The sequence below is a fragment of the Frigidibacter sp. SD6-1 genome (genome assembly GCF_030143255.1).
Lineage (GTDB): Bacteria > Pseudomonadota > Alphaproteobacteria > Rhodobacterales > Rhodobacteraceae > TMP-24.
The window spans coordinates 92,030-109,384 of sequence record NZ_JARJNR010000005.1; the positions used below are offsets into that span (position 1 = coordinate 92,030).

A 17,355-nucleotide genomic window follows, 5' to 3' on the forward strand; every position below is an offset into this window, starting at 1 on the left:
CATGCTCCTTTATGCCGCTTCCCAGGGACAGGAGAAGCTCATGAGCCTCAACACCTTCGGTCATCTCTTCCGCGTCACCACCTGGGGCGAAAGCCACGGGCCCGCGCTTGGCGCGACGGTGGACGGCTGCCCGCCGGGGATGGAGATCGCCGAGCCGATGATCCAGCACTGGCTCGACCGCCGCAAGCCGGGACAGAACAAGTACACGACCCAGCGGCGCGAGCCAGATGAGGTGAAAATCCTTTCAGGCGTCTATGAAGGCCGCACCACCGGCACGCCGATCCAGCTGATGATCGAGAACACCGACCAGCGGTCGAAGGATTACGGCGAGATCGCCCGAAGCTTCCGCCCCGGCCATGCCGACATCACCTACTGGCAGAAATACGGCATCCGCGACCCGCGCGGCGGCGGCCGGTCCTCGGCGCGCGAAACCGCGGCGCGGGTGGCGGCGGGCGGCGTGGCGCGCGAGGCGCTGAAGCGCCTCGCGCCAGGGATCGAGGTGCAGGGCTACATGGTGCAGATGGGGCGCCTGAAGGCCGACCGCGACCGGTTCGATTTGGCCGAGGTCGAACAGAACCCGTTCTGGTGCCCCGATGCCAGCGCCGCGGCGATCTGGGCCGCGCATCTTGATGAGCTGCGCAAGGATGGCAATTCGGTCGGCGCTGTCATCGAAGTGGTGGCGCGCAACGTGCCGCCCGGCCTCGGCGCGCCGATCTACGGCAAGCTCGATGCAGACCTTGCGTCCGCGATGATGTCGATCAATGCGGTGAAGGGGGTCGAGATCGGCGCAGGCATGGCGGCGGCTGAACTGACCGGCGTCGAGAATGCCGACGAGATACGGATGGGGGCAGAGGGCCATGCCTTCCAGTCGAACCATGCGGGCGGCATCCTTGGCGGTATCTCGACCGGGCAGGATGTGGTCTGCCGCTTCGCCGTCAAGCCCACCTCCTCGATCCTTACGCCGCGCCGGACGGTGACGCGCGGCGGCGAGGAAACCGACCTGATCACCAAGGGCCGCCACGACCCCTGCGTCGGCATCCGTGCCGTGCCGGTGGGCGAGGCGATGATGGCCTGCGTGATCCTCGACCATATCCTTCTCGACCGCGCACAGACCGGCGGCGAACGCGGCAGGATCGGCTAGAAGCACCGGCAATTGCGCCCGCACGGGCATGGACCCCGGCTGTGACCTGCGCTATCAGCGCCGGGGTCTTGAGAGGGAGAATTTCATGTCCGGCCACGGCACCGCCATTCCGATGACCGCCCGCAAGTCCGGGCCGCTCAAGGGCCGGGCGGAAGTGCCGGGCGACAAGTCGATTTCGCACCGCTCGCTCATCCTCGGCGCGATGGCGGTGGGCGAGACGAACATCACAGGACTGCTGGAAGGGCAGGATGTGCTGGATACCGCTGCGGCCATGCGCGCCTTCGGGGCCGAGGTCACGCAGCATGGCCCCGGCGACTGGTCGGTCTGGGGCGTGGGCGTCGGCGGCTTCCGAGAACCCGAACAGGTGATCGACTGCGGCAATTCCGGCACGGGCGTCAGGCTGATCATGGGTTGCATGGCGACCTCGCCGATCACGGCGACCTTCACGGGCGACGCATCGCTCAGGAAGCGCCCGATGGGGCGCGTCACCGATCCTTTGGCGCTGTTCGGGGCGCGGGCCTACGGGCGGCAGGGCGGGCGGCTGCCGATGACGATCATCGGCGCGAAGGACCCGATGCCGGTGACCTACACCGTGCCGATGCCGTCGGCGCAGGTGAAATCGGCGGTGCTGCTTGCGGGTCTGAATGCCCCCGGCCAGACCGTGGTAATCGAAAAGGAACCGACGCGCGATCATTCCGAACGGATGCTGCGCGGCTTCGGCGCCGACCTGACGGTCGAGGACGGGCCCGAGGGCAGGATCATCACCCTGACGGGCCAGCCGGAACTGAAGCCCCAGACCGTCGCCGTGCCGCGCGATCCATCGTCGGCGGCCTTCCCGGTCTGCGCGGCGCTGATTGTCGAGGGCTCCGACATCCTCGTTCCCGGCGTCAGCCAGAACCCCACGCGCAACGGGCTTTACACCACGCTTGTCGAAATGGGCGCGGACATCGAGTTCCAGAACCCGCGCGAGGAGGGCGGCGAGCCGGTCGCCGACCTGCGCGTCCGGTTCTCTGCGCTGAAGGGCATCGAGGTGCCTGAAGAGCGCGCGGCGAGCATGATCGACGAATATCCCGTCCTGTCGGTCGTCGCGGCCTGCGCCGAGGGCACGACGGTGATGCGCGGCGTCAAGGAACTGCGCGTCAAGGAAAGCGACCGGATCGACGCGATGGCGCGCGGGCTTGAGGCCTGCGGCGTGAGGATCGAGGAGGACGAGGATACGCTGATCGTCCACGGGATGGGGCCGGGCGGCGTGCCGGGTGGCGCGACCGCAAAGACCCACATCGACCACCGGATCGCCATGTCCTTCCTGGTGCTGGGGCTCGCCTCGCAAAGGCCGGTCTCCGTCGATGACGGCTCGCCCATCGCGACCTCCTTCCCGGTTTTCGAAGGGCTGATGGCGGGGCTCGGCGCCCGGATCGAGCGGGCGAACAAGTGACGGGGCAGCGGGCCGCCTTCTGGCTTCTGGCCGGGGCGACGCTCGCGGTCTATCTGACGATGCTTCTCTGGTCGCTGCCGCGCCTTGACATGGGGGCGGCGGGGCGTGCCTTCGACCTGAGGCCGTTCGGATACACATCCGATGAGGCGCACGCCTATCTTGCCGCGCTCGGCGAGGCGGGGCGCGCCTTCTACCGCGGTGTGCAACAGCGCCTCGACCTTGTCTTCCCCGCGCTTCTGTCGCTGACGCTGGTTTTCGCGTTCCGCACGCTGGCCCCGACCCGTGCAGCGCGTTGGTTCGCCGCGCTCGCCCTTTTGGCGGCGACTTGCGACTATCTGGAAAATCACGCTGTCCGGGCGATGCTTGTCGGGCCGCCCGAGGCCGTGACCGATACGATGGTCGCCTGGGCAAGCGGCTGGACGATGATCAAATCGGCCTTCGGGGCAATGGCGCTGACGGCCGCTCTTGTCCTGACGGTCACGCGCCTCAGCGGACGGATCGGAGGGCGGGCATGATCTTCACCGTGGCCATCGACGGCCCGGCGGCGGCGGGCAAGGGCACGATCGGGCGGGCCATCGCGCGGGAGTTCGGCTTTGCCCATCTCGATACCGGGCTCCTTTATCGCGCGGTCGGCGTGAAGGGCGGCGATCCCGTTGTGGCCGCGCGGTCGCTGAGCGAGGCGGATCTGGCGCGCGGCGACCTCAGGACGCTGGCTGCCGGTCAGGCGGCGAGCCGCGTGGCGGTCCTGCCCGAGGTCCGCGCGGCGCTTGTCGCCTATCAGCGCACCTTCGCGCGGCGCGAGGGCGGCGCGGTCGTGGACGGGCGCGACATCGGCACGGTGATCTGCCCCGAGGCGGAGGTGAAGCTTTTCGTCACCGCCAGCGCCGAAGTTCGCGCCCATCGCCGCTGGCTGGAGGTCGGAGGCGACGAGGCCAAGGTGCTGGCCGAAGTGCGCGAGCGCGACGAGCGCGACCGGAACCGCGCGGCCTCGCCCATGGTGGCGGCCATCGACGCCGTGACATTCGACACATCCGACATGACCATCGCAGACGCGGTCGAGCGGGCCTGCGCCCTCGTCCGGGGCCGCATGGAAGACATGTGAGCGCTAACCCGGCGCCCATGAGAATCGGTCAGGCGCCCGCCCCGGCGGCGCAGCGCCAAGCAAGGGCGAAATGTTTTCCCCGGAGACCGCAGGGAAGCAAATTTCGGCGACCCTTCGCCTGAATCTCCTTGTTTTCCGGGGTGCGCGCATTGGCGGTTCTATGGTCGCCACCTTGGTGACCCGATCTCGCCACAATCCTGTGCTTTCAAATCGTTAACTGTCTGCCTGATCGGGTGGTGACCGGCGCCGAATACGCAACAGTTGGCGAGACTGCTCGCAAGAGGCCCAGGCGCGGAACCCGCGCCGCGGGTCAGGCAGCGGGCGGTGCGCGGACGGCGCCGGTTCCGATCGGGTGCGATGTTGGGTCGATCGCCGGGGCCTTGGCCCGTGCGGCGTCGGGTAGGAAGAAGGGGCATACGCTCAGATGGTGAAGAACGCACGTTTTCTGTCTGCGGGGAATGCGGCTGTCGCGGGCCAGATGGGGGCCCTCTCCGATCTCTCGAAAAAGCTTGGCGAACTGGCCGAGGTCAGCGACCGGCGCACCGCGTCACGTGTGACCTCGCTGCAGGCGCGACTTGATGAATTTGCAGCGAAGGTCACCTTCGTCGGCCAGGTGAAGGCGGGGAAATCCGCGCTGACCAACGTCCTGTCGGGCCAGCCGGGCCTTCTGCCTTCGGACGTCAACCCCTGGACCTCGGTCGTCACCACGCTGATGATCAACAACCGAAATCCGTCCGACCCCAATGGCGAAGCGGATGTGAAGGCGCGCTTCACCTTCTTCGACCAGGACGAATGGGACAAGCTGGTGGTCGGCGGCGGGCGGCTGGGCGAGCTGGCCGAACGCGCCGGGTCGACCGACGAAATGGCCACGATCCAGAAACAGGTCGAGGCGATGCGCGCGGCGACCGAAAAGCGCCTCGGCAAGCACTTCCAGTTCCTGCTCGGGCAGAGCCATTCCTACGGTTATGTCGATACCGAACTGGTGGAGCGTTATGTCTGCCTGGGCGATGCGCCCGAGATTCAGGATGCGAACGCCAAGACCGGCCGCTTTGCCGACGTGACCAAATCGGCCGAAATCTACCTCGACGTGCCGGCTTACGGGATGCCGCTTCAGCTGTGCGACACGCCCGGCGTGAACGACACGTTCCTGATGCGCGAACAGATCACCATCCGCGCTCTGCGCGGATCGGAGCTGTGCGTCGTCGTCCTCTCGGCCCATCAGGCGCTGACGACCTCGGACATGGCGCTGCTGCGCATCATCTCGAACCTCGACAAGCGGCAGATCATCATTTTCGTCAACCGGATCGACGAATTGCAGAACCCGGCCGAGCAGGTGCCGGAGATCCGCGAGGGCATCGTCCGCACGCTGACACAGGCCCGGATCGACGGCGATGTCGCCCTGGTCTTCGGCAGCGCGAAATGGGGCGAGGCGGCATTGACCGGAACGGTCGAGGACCTGCCCGAGGACAGCCTCAAGGCACTGGAAAGCTTCGTCGAGGCGAACGATGATCTGATCCGCGACACCGATGACGAGACAACCTGGAACGCATCTGGCCTGCCCGCGCTTCTGCAGGCCATCGGCGAGCGGGTGAGCGAGGGCAGCGCCCAGCGCCTGCACCAGAAGATCAGCCGCAGCGTCCGCAACCTGACGCATGAGGCCCGCGCGACGCTGGTCGCGAGCCGCACGCGGGCTGCGGAACCGAGCGCCGTGCCGACTTTCGAGGGCTCCGACCCCAAGGCGGCGATCGACGATATCGCCCAGCGTTTCGGGCAGGAGATCGACAGGCTGATCAAGGACCTGTCCGACGATCTGCACGACCGTCTCGACAAGGCGCAGGCGGGCTTCATCAAGCGCGCGACGGATTCGCTGATCCAGCATCTGCAGGAAAACGGCGAGCAGGGTACCTGGAGCTACGATCCGGCGGGCCTGCGCGTTCTGCAGCGGGCGGCCTACACGAATTTTGCCCGCTCGGTCCGGTCGAAGGTGACCAAGGTCTTCGACGAGGCCGCGAAGAATACCGAAGCCGTCTATCAGGCGGTGATCGGCGAGGGGCTCGACGATTTCCAGATCGCGGCGCCGCTGCCGCCCGATGTGCCGCCGCCGGTCGGCCTTGGCCGGACCATCGCGCTTGACCTGCATTCCAACTGGTGGCGCAGCTGGTGGAAGAAGCGCCGCGGCATCGAAAGCTTTGCCAGCGATTACGTGCATCTGATCAAGGCGGAAGCCCAGTCGATGACCGAAGAACTGGAATCGGGTCAGGCCCAGCAGGTGCTGGAAAAGATCCGCATGACCTACACCTCCTTCGCCAGCGAGCAGCAGGAAAACATCATGCGGCTGATGCAGGGCGAGAGCCCGGCCGCGACTTCGCCGCAGGCTGTGGCGACAACACCGGACGACCGGTTGAACCGCCTGGGCGAGATCCTGCGCGATCTCGGCGCAGAGGCGGCGTGAAGAAGAGGCAGACATGAACGAGACAACTCTCATCCGTCCGACAGAAGAGGCGCGACCGGCGCCGACACGTCTGCCGGGACCGCCGCGCCTTGGCCTGATGGGAGAGTTCAGCGCAGGCAAGACGACGCTCATCAATTTCCTTCTGGGCGACGAGGTCCTGCCGACGCGTGTCACCGCCACGCAGATGCCGCCTGTCTGGCTGAGCTACGGGCCCCGCGCGGCACATTATGTCACCACCGACGGCGAGCGCCGGGACATCGCGTTCGACGAAATCGGCGCGGTCGAGGTCGAGGGCGTGCGCTATGTCAAGATCACCTGCGAGGCCGAGATCCTGCATGATTTCGACTTGATCGACACGCCCGGCATTTCCGACCCGAACATCCCGGACGCCTACCGTCAGGCGGTCGTCGATTTTGTCGACGGAGTTATCTGGTGCACCCATGCGCCGCAGGCCTGGCGCGAGAGCGAACGGTCTGCCTGGGTGGCGATGCCGGATCGGCTGTTCGCGTCCAGCATCCTGCTGGCCACGCGATCCGACAAGCTTGCCGACAAGGACCGGGCCCGGGTCGAGGCGCGGCTGCGCCACGAGGCGGGCGGCCTGTTCGGCGAGATCATCATGTTCTCGACCCTGGACGCGATCCGTGCCTGCGAGATGGAAGGCGGAGAGGCCCTGTTCGCCGCCAGCGGCGCCGAGCGGCTGGTTGCCGCGCTGCATGAGGTCGCAAACGGCATTGCTGGCTCTCCAGCTTCCGCGCCCGAGCCTGAACCGGCTTCGGCCGTGATAGTGCCCCTGCCGCCCGCATCGGTCCGCCCCGCTCGCGTCAGCCGTGCCACAGGCGGCGAACGTCAGCGGCTGAGCCCCGAGGCGGCCGGTGCGATGGAGCACGAGATGCGCGGCCCGTCGGTGGAGCCCACGCCGATCCGCCGCGCACCGGAACCTGCCGCAGTCGCGCCCGAGCCCGATGCGGCGGAAAGTGCGGCGCCTGAGGTGTCGACCGACGATGCCGGGATCGAAGCTACGGCTGCGCCCGAGAGGGATACCGATGACGCGAGCACCGACATCGCGGAAGCCAGCGGCGCGGAGGAGGCATACGACGAACACTTCTCGGCTGATCCCGATATCGCGGCACAGGTAGAGGCAGAGGAGCGTGCGCTCGCCGAGGCGATCGAGCTGGACATGCCTGCGGAGGTCGAGGAGATCGTGCCCGCGCCCGAGCCCACGCCGGAAACCGTTGCCGATGAGGTGGAGGAAGGCGAGGACGTTCTCGACCTCAGCGCCTTCCGGATCGAGGACGAGGCCGCCCTGCCTGCGGCCGAGGAGGCCGACGCGGCCAGCGACGTCGATGTGGGGGCTTTCTCGGCACTTCTGGCCGATATCGGCCGGTCGGTCGAGGCGCATGAGGCGTCTGTCGCGCCGCAGCCGGTCGTGGCGCCGCTAAGCGCGCGCGCGATCTGGGAAGAGATCGCGGGCCGCGACGATGTGGTCACCACGACCGACCTGATCATCGCGATCGGCGATCTGCTGGAGCGGCTGGAACGCGAGGGCCGGATTGCCGCGCCGCAAGGCGCGATGGATTTCGGCCGCGGCGAGGGGTAAGGTCGGGACCGGCGCCGCCCGCAACGGGCGACCGCGCGGACCCATTCAGTCGCCGGGGGGCAGATGTCACTGAAACAAGCGCTCGACCAGGGCCTCGCGGCCGTGCCCGGCTGCCGGACCATCTGCTATGTCGACATGGCCTCGGGCCTTGTGCTCGGCTCCGCCAGCCAGACCCGCGTGCGTCAGGAACAGTTCGACCGGCTGGCGAGTGCCGCGAATGCGCTCTTGCAGCTCCCGGTCCTGACGCAGCTCCGTGCCCGCCTCGGCGGTGCGGGGGGTGCGGACGGCGGCGGGCTTGATCAGCTTGCGATCGCGCGGCCAGACGAGCTGATCGTGCTGGCGCGCTCCCCGGCTTACCCCGAGCATGCTTTGTGCTATGTCTGCGGCAGCGACGCGGACCCGGCCGAGGTTGACCGCGGGGTCGCGGAACACAAGAATAAGCTCGCCGACCTGATCTGAGAGCGGGCAAGGCGAGAAGCGGGGCGACGTGGCACTTCCGGACGACATCATGACCCTTCTGGCGCGGATCGAACCGATCGCCACTGACGGGGCGCAGCGCAGCCTGCCTGATACAGGTCGCGTGGCCCGGCTGCATGTTCTGGTCGAGATGATCGCTGACACGGTGTTGCCCCGGAATCTGGTCTTCTCGGCCGCGCAGGACATGAGCTGCACCCTCACCGTCGCCAGCGGCAGGCTGATGCGCATGTCGGTCACCACGCCGGACGGCCATCAGGTGCTGAGCGCCGCGGCAGGATCGACGCGCGACGACCAGCTCGCGGTCCTGTGCGAGGCGCTTGCCGGCCTGGCCGAGGTCGAGGGGCCGCTCGGGCTTGACCGTCATCCGTTGGCCGAAGAGGTCGCGGCAGACGATGTCGGCCATGGCGCGGGAGAGATCCGCGAGTTGATGGAGACGGTCAACTGGTTTGCCGACGAGACCGAGCCGCGCCACCCGGCCTATCAGGGGGCTGGGGCGGCCTTTTTTGCCGAAGCGCATCCGTTCACGCTGGCGCAGACCCTGATGTCGCCGGATGGCACCCGCATTGATGCGACGGGCGCCGAGGAATATCAGCTTTCGCCGGAGGAAGGCGAGGCGCTGGCGTCAGCCCTTGCCGCACTGCCCGACGATGTGCGCACGCTGCTCGGACCTCGGGCGGCAATCGCGCTGCCGGGCGTGGCGCTAGGGGGTCGCGGCCTTGTTATCGCGACCAGTCCCGACGATCTGGCGGTGAATGTCAGCGAGGGCGAAGACCTTCACGAGCTTGTCCGCCGCTGGTTGTCGGCCGAAAAAGCCAGGGGGGCGGGAAAATGAGCGCCTTTCCCTCGGCAGAGGCCGAACTTCGCGAGGTCAACCGTTTCCTTGAGATGTTCGCGGCGCTTGATCCAGCACCAAGCGCTCTGTTCGACCAGGCGCTCGACCATGCGCATGCCTACAAGACCCGGCTGGAAACGCCGGTCCGGATCGCCTTCACCGGCAAGAGCCTTGCGGGCAAGTCGAGCCTGATCAACCTCTTGATCGGCGAAAAGGTCCTGCCGACCGGCAAGGCCTCGGTCGGGCCGGTGACGGTGATGGTGCGCCATTCCTTGACCGAACGGACGATCGCCAGCTGGTGGGATCGGCCGAGCGTCGAGCTGCCCGGGCGCGCGCTCGCCGAGGCGGCGAAACTTGGCCCCGATATCATCACGCTCGATATCACCTGCGAGCCACTCGAAGGTCTGTCGCTGATCGATATCGTCAGTTTCGACGATGCCGAGACAAGCAAGCGCGCGGTCTTCTCGCTGATGCGGCTCGCGGATGTGATGCTCTGGTGCAGCCGGGCCGACAATCCGATGATCAAGGCCGACAGCGACAGCTGGCGGATGATCCCCGGACGGCTGATCCGCAACAGCATGCTGATCCTGACCCATGCCGAGGATGTCGACGAGGCGGGCATCGCCGCAGCGAAGGACAAGCTGACACCCGAGCGGCTGAGGAGCTTCCGTGACGTGATTCCGGTTTCGACCAAGGTGGCGATGCTGGCGCTTTCCGATCCGGGGCCCAGTTTCGAGGAACTCTGGTCGGTCAGCGGTGCCCAGCAGCTGGTGGAATCGGTCATCGCAGCGGCAGTCGAGCTGCGCGAGGCCGAGATCGAGAAGATCCGGCGTGGTCTTGCACAGTTCATCCAGCCGGCGCAGGCCGAGCTTGACACGCTGGCTCCGACCTCTGCCGCTGCCCCGGCGCCTGCCGACGACCCGGTCGCGGCGCCTGCGCAAGTACCGGTAGCGCCGGCGCCGACGCCGACCGGCGCTGTCACGCGGCCCGCGGATGCGCAGCTTCTCGACAAGCTGCGGCACGATTGGTTTGCACGAGCCAAATCGCTTCTGGATCGGGCGCGCGAGGGTGACTATGCCGATCCTGCGGACTTCGTGATGGCCGCGCAGGAAGAGGTGGACGGTTTCCGTGACCGGCTGTCCGAGGCCGAGGGCCATATGGCCGAATCGGATGAGCTGATCGCGGAATTCGAGAAGGCGAATGACATACTGATCCTTCTGCAGTTCGAAAGCGCCGACAGCGCGGCGCTTGATGCCGCGCGGATCGTCGTTCAGCTGAGCGAGGGCGTCGATCGCCTGCGCCCCGCTGGGCAGCGCGCCGCCTGACAACATAACTGTCTGGAAAAGCTCGCCTTTCGACGTCGCAACCTTAGGTGCGGGGCATCCGGCCCATTTCTATCTTACGCATGTACGATTTTTACCGCCTGTCAATCGTCATCAGGCGATTCATCCCGTCCGGGAAACAAAGACCCCGAAATGCCCCGATTCTTGCGGAACCTTTATAATTCCTCCTCCCTGCCCCATTTTCGCCGCCATCCATAACGATTCCCTTTCCTTGTAATTGGTTCGTACGTGTGGACGATGGTGGTGGGTAGTCGCTCGTGGTGCGCGCAGTGATGCGCTGAACCGGTCCCCTCATCTTCCGTTGCTCGGACGAGACCGCTCCTGCGGGAAGGGGAAGTAGATGGGACAGCAAAAGGTTGTGGAGCCGATGGCCGATGACGTGATGACCGTCATGGACGAGCTTCAGCCCGGGACGAAGCTCCTGAAAGGCCAGTACACGATTTCGCGCTTCCTCAATAACGGGGGCTTCGGGATCACCTATCTGGCGAAAGACAGCCTCAACCGCGATGTCGTGATCAAGGAATGCTTCCCGAACGCCTTCTGCCGCCGGTCGAAGACGGTCGTCGCCGCCCGCTCGCGCGCCCATCAGGCCGAACTGCGTTCGGTCGTGCAGCTTTTCGTCCGCGAGGCGCACAGCCTGGCGAAGATGGTCCATCCCAATATCGTCGCCGTCCATCAGGTCTTCGAGGACAATGGCACCGCCTATATGGCAATCGACTATATCGAGGGCCGCGACCTCCTGGAGGTGATCGAGGACAAGAGCACCACGCTCTCGCCCGCCGAGATCGTGAACATCACCGAAAAGATGCTGTCGGCGGTGGGTTTCATCCACGACAGCGACATGCTGCACCGCGATATCTCGCCCGACAATATCCTGATCAACAAGAAGGGCGAGCCGATCCTGATCGACTTCGGCGCCGCGCGCGAGCAGGCCTCGCGCAAGAGCCGGGCACTGACCGCGCTGCGCGTGGTCAAGGATGGCTATTCGCCGCAGGAATTCTACATCGCCGGGTCCGAGCAGGGGCCGTGGAGCGACCTTTATGCGCTGGGAGCCACGCTTTATCATGCGATCTCCGGCGAGGCGCCGATCAATGGCCAGGCCCGTCTGGCCGCATTGGCCGAAAACCGGCCCGACCCCTATCGGCCGCTCGCCGGCCGCGTCGCGGGCTATCCGGCGGGCTTCCTCGAAGCGATCGACCGGGTGATGAACACGATCCCGAAGAACCGGCTGCAGTCCGCGCAGGACTGGCTGGCGATGTTCAAGGACGGCGTGATGCCGGTTCCGGTCAATGACGATGCGCTGCAGGAGGCGGTCGCTCACATGATCGCGGAAACCGCGCAGATCGCCGAGGAACCGGTCGCCGAGGCGGCGCCCGCCGCGCCGGTCCCGAGCGTGAAGCCGAAGGTGGAGTTCTCTCCGCTGCCGGAAGTGGATGCGCCGGTGGCCGCCAGGGGCGGCCGCAAGCTGGGCGTGCCGGTGATCGGGGCGGTTGCCGCCGTCGTGGTGGTCGCGGGTCTCGCCATCACCTTCTCGGGCGGGTCGTCGGACACTGCAACGACCGAACCCGCCGCTGCTGCGGCGCCGACCGAAACGGCTGCGGCGCCTGCCGCAGCGACGGCCGAAGCCGCCCCGGCCGCGACGACCGGCACCGAAACGGCGCAAGCGGCACCCGCCGACGCGGCGCCCGCCGCACCCGAAGCGACCGAGACCCCGGCCGAAGAACCGGCAGCCGCCGCACCCGAGGCCGCGCCGGAAACCGCCCCTCAGACCGAGACGGCAGAGGCCGCTGCAACGGTCGCCGAAACGCCTGCCGAAACGCCGGCCGCGCCCGTCACCGGGCCGGTCGCGGAAAGCCAGATCGCTTTCGCGGCCTGGGACGTTCGCATGCCCTTCTCCGAGAACATGCGCACGGTCGACGGCAAGCGCGTGGCGGTCGTCTCGCGGATCGACCCGGCGGCAGACCTCAATGTCGTGGGAAGCTGGCTGAAGCCCGGCGTCACCCTCTACGGGATCAATGACGCTGCCTTCGAGAACGGCGTCACGACCGCTGGCATGGTGCTGAACAACCTTCATGTCGATCCCGACGGCTATTCGCGCGTCGGCGTCACCTACAAGACAGCCTCGGGCGAAGAGCAGAGCGGCCTTCTCGCGGTGCCGACCGTGCGGATCGTCAGCCTCGCGAACGGGATGAATGTCTCTGCGGCCTTTGCCGACGGCAAATGGCAGACGACCGTCCAGACGGTTCCCGCGGGCGGCCTTGGGTCTGTGAAGCCGGGAGACATTCTCTTCCGCGACAAGACCACGGGCATCGCCCTCGACGGGCCGGAAACGATCGAGGCGGTCATGGCCGAACTGGTCAAGCAGAAGATCGCGGTGACGGAGTTTTCGGTGGTTCGCGACAGCGGAGTGGAAACCGCCGAGGTTCCGCTGGCGCTCGAGGCCGCTCAGTAATCGCACGGTAGCCCGCTTGTCGGGCGGGCGACCGGCACTTTTCACGAAAATGAACGACGGCCCCGCGCCGCGCGTAAAAAGAGGGTGATGACATGGCCAAACCAGACAGCTCAGCATCATACTGGTTCGACAAGGATGATGATCCGGCCGCAACGGCCGCGGAGCCCGCCCGCAGACGGTCGCTCTCGCCGCTCAACCTGTTTGCCCGCAAGCTCCGGGCCCGCGAAGAGCAGCACGGCATCGAAGAGGTCGAAGCGCCGCTCGATGCGCCGCTCGATGCGCCGGCAGAGGTCGAGGGGCCAGCTCCTGAAACGGCTGCCCTCGCGGCGACCGCCGAGGCTGCGCCGGTCGCCGATGCCGTGGCTGCGGTGGAAGCGCGCGTGACGCCGTCCGACGACCTGATCCCCGAGGCGATGACCGCAGCCGCGATCCTCGCCGCCGTGCGTGCACCAGAGCCTGAAGCCGCGCCTGCGCCGACCATTGCCGAGGCGCCCGCCGAGGTGCAGCCCGTCGTCGCGGCTCCTTCGCAGCCGGAAACGATGCGCGTTCAGGAGGCCGCACAGGAGCCTGCCGCCGAGATTGCTGCCGAGATTGCCACAGATATTGCTACCGAGACCGCCCCGGAACCCGCGCCGGCCCGCCGGTCAAGCCGCGTGAAGACAACCTTCCTTGGCTTTGAGCATTCCGATGGCCGCGTCGTTGACGTCTTTGCCCGCGACGATGCCGCCACCCCCGCAGCCGCAGCGCCGCAGATCGACCGGGTCATGTATCCGGTGGGCTGGCTCGCGATCGTCGAAGGTCCCGGCCGCGGCAATTCGATCGCGCTGCAGGCCGGCGTCTCGCAGATCGGTCGCGGCGACGACCAGGCCATCCAGCTGAACTACGGCGACATGGCGATCTCGCGTTCCAATCACGCCGCGATTGCCTTCGACCACGAGGACCGCCGCTTCTACCTTGGCCATGGCGGCAAGACCAATATCGTGCGGCTGAACGGCAAGCCCGTCCTGTCGACCGAGGCGCTGGAAAGCGGCGACAAGATCCGTATCGGCGAGACGACCCTGAGGTTCGTGGCGCTCTGCGGCCCCGATTTCCACTGGACGACCTGAGGCGGGGCCCTTGCAGATGATGTATGACGTTGCAGCCGCCGCCAGCAAAGGTCGGCGTGACTATCAGGAAGATGCCGTCGCGATCGATTTTCCCGAACGCGAGGGCCGGGGTTTCATCGTCCTGGCCGACGGCATGGGCGGCCATCAGGCGGGCGATATCGCCAGCCGCCTGGTCGTCTCGGAAATCGCCGAATTCCTCAAGGACAAGCTTTATGAGGAGGAGGTGAACGAGGGCGGCATTCCCGAGATCCTCAAGGAAGCAACGCTCGCCGCCAACGCGTCGATCGCATCCTATGTGAAGCGCAATCGCAATGTCGCGGGGATGGGCACAACGCTCGTGGTCCCGGTTCTTGCGAACGGCCATCTTTACTGGGTGTCGGTCGGCGACTCGCCGCTTTACGTCTTCGACGGCGAGGAGCTGCGCCAGGTGAACGAGGATCACTCGCTCGGGCCGCAGATCGACCTGATGGTCAAGTCGGGCATGCTCGACCCCGAAAAGGGCCGCAATCACCCCGACCGCAACTGCCTGACGTCGGTCCTGATGGGTTCGGCGATCGCCAAGATCGACTGCAACAAGCCGCCGCTCGCGCTGCGCAAGGGCCATATCGTGATCGTGTCGAGCGACGGCCTGCAGTTCCTGACCGACGAGGAAATTCACAAGATCGTCCGTGAACATCAGAACGCCCGCAGCAGCGACCTCGTGGATGCGCTGATGACGGCGGTCGAAAAGCTCGACGATCCCGATCAGGACAATGTGTCGTTCGCGGTAATCAAAGTCACCTGATGGCAGCCGCCCAGGACCCCACCAGCAAGAACGCCGAAATGACCGCTTTGAGCCCCAATGCTGCCCTGTACGGGTGTGACGAGCAGGTCTCGGATCAGGAGAAGAAGACGATGAGACTCATCACCCGCGCTGCCCCCGCCGCCTGTCTGGCGATGCTTCTGGGATCGGGCGCAGCACTGGCGCAACAGGCCTGCGAGACCTATGAGGTCAAGCGTGGCGACAACCTGCGCAACATTGCGCGCGCCGCCTATGGCGACCCGGACCTCTATCGCAAGATCTATGATGCCAACGTCGATGTGATCGGCGCCAAGGCAGACCTGATCGAGGTTGGCGCGAAGCTGAAGCTGCCCTGCGCCGACGGCGCCGAGGCTGCCGCAGCGGAACCCGCCACGACCGAGGAAGCCGTGGCTGAGGCGGTCGATGCGCCTGCCACCGAAACCGCTCCCGAGCCGGAAGCCGTAGCCGAGGCGGCCCCCGCCGCGCCGGAAAGCGAACCGACCGCGCCTGCGCCGCAACCTTCGGTCAAGCCGCTCGCTCTTGTGACCGGCAACGACTATGCGCCCTTCACCGACGAGACGCTGCCGGGTGGCGGCATGTTCACCCAGCTTGTCGAAATGGCGATGTTCCGTGCCGACCCCGGCCGGGCCTATACGCTGACCTTCGTCAATGACTGGCAGGCCCACCTCGACGCGCTGTTGCCGAGCCATGCCTACGACCTGACCTTCCCCTGGTCTCGCCCGAACTGCGAGGCCCCGGAAACCCTGTCGGCGGGCGATCTGGGCCGCTGCCAGAATTTCGAATTCTCGCAGCCTTTCTATGAGGTCGTCGACGGCTTCTTCTCCCGTGCCGACAGCGAGATTGCGGCCGCCACCACCTATGCCGAATATATGGGCAAGCGCATCTGCCGCCCCGAAGGCTACTCGACCGGCGTGCTCGACGGTGCGGGCCTGACGATGGACGTCGTCCAGGTCGTCCGCCCGGTGAAGGTCGCGGACTGCTTCGGCATGCTGATGAAGGGCGAGGTCGATCTCGTGGCGCTCGACACGACCGTCGCGGCCGATGAAATCGCCGAACTCGGCCTGACTGACCAGGTCAGCGAAAATCCGCAGCTCTCCTCGGTGAAGACGCTGCATGTGATCGCCCATAAATCGAACCCCGAAGCGGTCGCGGCGCTCGGCCTGCTCAACCAGGGCATCCTTGAGATGTACGAATCCGGCGAGTGGTACGACGTCGTCTCCACCGCGCTGAAGAACGAACAGAAACTTGGCCAGAACTGAGAGCGATGGCCCGCACTCTTGAAATATGTACTCCGAACAGCCCCCGCGTAACCAGTTCGCTCTGCCCAGAGCACCTCGTAGCTGACCCAACCTTTTTCCAGGACTGTCCTGGACCAAGACTGCAAAGGACCATGACAATGACCAAACTGTCTGCAGCCTCCAAACGCCTCCTGGCAACGGCCGTCGTCACGATCGCCTTGCCGATCGGGGCATATGCACAGGAAGCCTGCTCCAAATACACGGTGAAGGCGGGCGACAGCCTCGGCTCCATCGCGCTTGCCGCCTACGGCAGCTTTGACTACCAGATCATCTTCAACGCCAACCGCGAAGCCCTTGCCGGCAACCCCAACAACCTGACCGAGGGTCTCGAACTGGCGCTTCCCTGCGAGGACGGCCGTCTGTCGGCAGACCAGGACCTCGCCGCCAGCCTGCAGGAAAAAGAGCAGGCAGCCACGGCGACGAAGAAGAAATCAAACGGCTACCAGCCGCCGCTGAAGTTCGTGACCGGCAATGGCTGGGCGCCCTTCACCTCGAAGGATCTCGATGGCGGCGGCATCCTGACCCGTATCGCCACCACCGCGCTGCAGCGCGGCGGCAACGACCGCGACTACAAGGTGGCCTGGGTCGACGACTGGCAATCGCACCTGGACGTGCTGCTGCCGAGCGGCGCCTTCGACATTTCGATCGCATGGGAACAGCCGGACTGCTCCAAGCTCGACATCCTGTCGGAAGAAAGCGTGAAGCGCTGCACCGACTTCGACTTCTCGCTGCCGATCTATGAAGTGGCGCAGAGCTTCTTCGCTCTCAATGAAAACAAATATGCCAATGTGCAGAGCTACGCCGAGTATGAAGGCGCCAAGATCTGCCGCCCGGCGGCCTGGGGTTCGGCCGATCTCGAGGTTCAGGGCCTGGTGGTTCCCTTCGTCGAGATGGTCCGCCCGAAAGATCCGATGGATTGTGCCAAGATGCTCCTGGACGGCGAGGTCGATGTCTATACGCTCGAGCTTGAAACCGCGACGGCGAACTTCGAGGAACTGGGCGCGACCGACAAGGTCACCCTCAACCCCTACAACGCACATTTCACGTCCTACCAGCTCGTCACCTCGAAGACCAACCCGCGTGGTCGCGTCTATCTGTCGATGCTGAACAAGGGCATCGCCGAGATGCGTGACTCGGGGGAATGGTACGACATCGTTGCCACCGGTCTGGCCGAATACAACAAGCTCGGCCAGTAACGGGCGATGCTGTGAGATGGGAAGGGCGGCACGATGTGCCGCCCTTTTGCATTTGTGCGCGCCTCTTCGGCAATTCCGTTTCGAGTCAGGGGTGAGTCGCGAGGATTGCACCGAGGGCTCGA

At 66.2% G+C, this 17,355-nt stretch carries 14 protein-coding genes; all 14 read left to right on the forward strand.

The window, feature by feature from the left end:
• The first annotated feature begins 40 nt into the window (after window positions 1–40).
• The 14 genes from aroC (at window position 41) to P0645_RS10730 (ending at window position 17,233) form a co-directional block, all read left to right on the forward strand.
• Window positions 41–1,141: a chorismate synthase gene (aroC, locus tag P0645_RS10665; protein ID WP_284164559.1), complete on the forward strand. Its 1,101-nt coding sequence runs from the start codon at window positions 41–43 to the stop codon at window positions 1,139–1,141.
• Between the two features lie 85 nt (window positions 1,142–1,226).
• Complete coding sequence (aroA, locus tag P0645_RS10670; protein ID WP_284164560.1) at window positions 1,227–2,576, forward strand: 3-phosphoshikimate 1-carboxyvinyltransferase; 1,350 nt, start codon at window positions 1,227–1,229, stop codon at window positions 2,574–2,576.
• Window positions 2,573–3,091, forward strand: a complete 519-nt coding sequence (locus P0645_RS10675; RefSeq protein ID WP_284164561.1) for a hypothetical protein — start codon at window positions 2,573–2,575, stop codon at window positions 3,089–3,091. Before aroA ends, P0645_RS10675 begins: the two co-directional genes overlap by 4 nt.
• Entirely contained in the window at window positions 3,088–3,678 is a 591-nt protein-coding gene (locus P0645_RS10680; protein WP_284164562.1) for a (d)CMP kinase, read from the forward strand. The genes P0645_RS10675 and P0645_RS10680 overlap by 4 nt, the downstream gene beginning before the upstream one ends.
• Window positions 3,679–4,102: 424 nt before the next feature.
• On the forward strand, window positions 4,103–6,130 hold the full coding sequence (locus P0645_RS10685) for a dynamin family protein (RefSeq protein ID WP_284164563.1): 2,028 nt from the start codon (window positions 4,103–4,105) through the stop codon (window positions 6,128–6,130).
• Window positions 6,131–6,143: 13 nt separating this feature from the next.
• Window positions 6,144–7,727, forward strand: coding sequence for a dynamin family protein (locus P0645_RS10690; RefSeq protein WP_284164564.1), 1,584 nt, complete (start codon window positions 6,144–6,146; stop codon window positions 7,725–7,727).
• A 63-nt stretch (window positions 7,728–7,790) separates the two neighbouring features.
• Window positions 7,791–8,186: a hypothetical protein gene (locus tag P0645_RS10695; RefSeq protein ID WP_284164565.1), complete on the forward strand. Its 396-nt coding sequence runs from the start codon at window positions 7,791–7,793 to the stop codon at window positions 8,184–8,186.
• A gap of 28 nt (window positions 8,187–8,214) precedes the next feature.
• Window positions 8,215–9,036: a hypothetical protein gene (locus P0645_RS10700; RefSeq protein WP_284164566.1), complete on the forward strand. Its 822-nt coding sequence runs from the start codon at window positions 8,215–8,217 to the stop codon at window positions 9,034–9,036.
• Window positions 9,033–10,361, forward strand: a complete 1,329-nt coding sequence (locus P0645_RS10705; RefSeq protein WP_284164567.1) for a dynamin family protein — start codon at window positions 9,033–9,035, stop codon at window positions 10,359–10,361. Before P0645_RS10700 ends, P0645_RS10705 begins: the two co-directional genes overlap by 4 nt.
• 358 nt (window positions 10,362–10,719) lie before the next feature.
• The gene (locus tag P0645_RS10710; RefSeq protein WP_284164568.1) at window positions 10,720–12,831 is read left to right on the forward strand and encodes a serine/threonine-protein kinase; all 2,112 of its coding nucleotides are present in this window, start codon (window positions 10,720–10,722) and stop codon (window positions 12,829–12,831) included.
• Between the two features lie 92 nt (window positions 12,832–12,923).
• Entirely contained in the window at window positions 12,924–13,937 is a 1,014-nt protein-coding gene (locus tag P0645_RS10715) for an FHA domain-containing protein (protein ID WP_284164569.1), read from the forward strand.
• Between the two features lie 16 nt (window positions 13,938–13,953).
• The gene (locus tag P0645_RS10720) at window positions 13,954–14,721 is read left to right on the forward strand and encodes a PP2C family protein-serine/threonine phosphatase (protein ID WP_284164823.1); all 768 of its coding nucleotides are present in this window, start codon (window positions 13,954–13,956) and stop codon (window positions 14,719–14,721) included.
• Between the two features lie 110 nt (window positions 14,722–14,831).
• A complete protein-coding gene (locus P0645_RS10725; RefSeq protein WP_284164570.1) occupies window positions 14,832–15,998 on the forward strand; it encodes a transporter substrate-binding domain-containing protein in 1,167 nt (388 codons plus the stop codon).
• 137 nt (window positions 15,999–16,135) lie between these two features.
• Window positions 16,136–17,233 (forward strand): transporter substrate-binding domain-containing protein, encoded by a 1,098-nt coding sequence (locus P0645_RS10730; protein ID WP_284164571.1) that lies wholly within the window; start codon window positions 16,136–16,138, stop codon window positions 17,231–17,233.
• The last annotated feature ends 122 nt before the right edge of the window (window positions 17,234–17,355 follow it).

Coding starts and splice junctions, on each gene's coding strand:
- aroC (WP_284164559.1), top strand. CDS start 41: ATGAGCCTCAACACCTTCGGTCATCTCTTCCGCGTCACCACCTGGGGC.
- aroA (WP_284164560.1), top strand. CDS start 1,227: ATGTCCGGCCACGGCACCGCCATTCCGATGACCGCCCGCAAGTCCGGG.
- P0645_RS10680 (WP_284164562.1), top strand. CDS start 3,088: ATGATCTTCACCGTGGCCATCGACGGCCCGGCGGCGGCGGGCAAGGGC.
- P0645_RS10685 (WP_284164563.1), top strand. CDS start 4,103: ATGGTGAAGAACGCACGTTTTCTGTCTGCGGGGAATGCGGCTGTCGCG.
- P0645_RS10690 (WP_284164564.1), top strand. CDS start 6,144: ATGAACGAGACAACTCTCATCCGTCCGACAGAAGAGGCGCGACCGGCG.
- P0645_RS10695 (WP_284164565.1), top strand. CDS start 7,791: ATGTCACTGAAACAAGCGCTCGACCAGGGCCTCGCGGCCGTGCCCGGC.
- P0645_RS10705 (WP_284164567.1), top strand. CDS start 9,033: ATGAGCGCCTTTCCCTCGGCAGAGGCCGAACTTCGCGAGGTCAACCGT.
- P0645_RS10710 (WP_284164568.1), top strand. CDS start 10,720: ATGGGACAGCAAAAGGTTGTGGAGCCGATGGCCGATGACGTGATGACC.
- P0645_RS10715 (WP_284164569.1), top strand. CDS start 12,924: ATGGCCAAACCAGACAGCTCAGCATCATACTGGTTCGACAAGGATGAT.
- P0645_RS10720 (WP_284164823.1), top strand. CDS start 13,954: ATGATGTATGACGTTGCAGCCGCCGCCAGCAAAGGTCGGCGTGACTAT.
- P0645_RS10725 (WP_284164570.1), top strand. CDS start 14,832: ATGAGACTCATCACCCGCGCTGCCCCCGCCGCCTGTCTGGCGATGCTT.
- P0645_RS10730 (WP_284164571.1), top strand. CDS start 16,136: ATGACCAAACTGTCTGCAGCCTCCAAACGCCTCCTGGCAACGGCCGTC.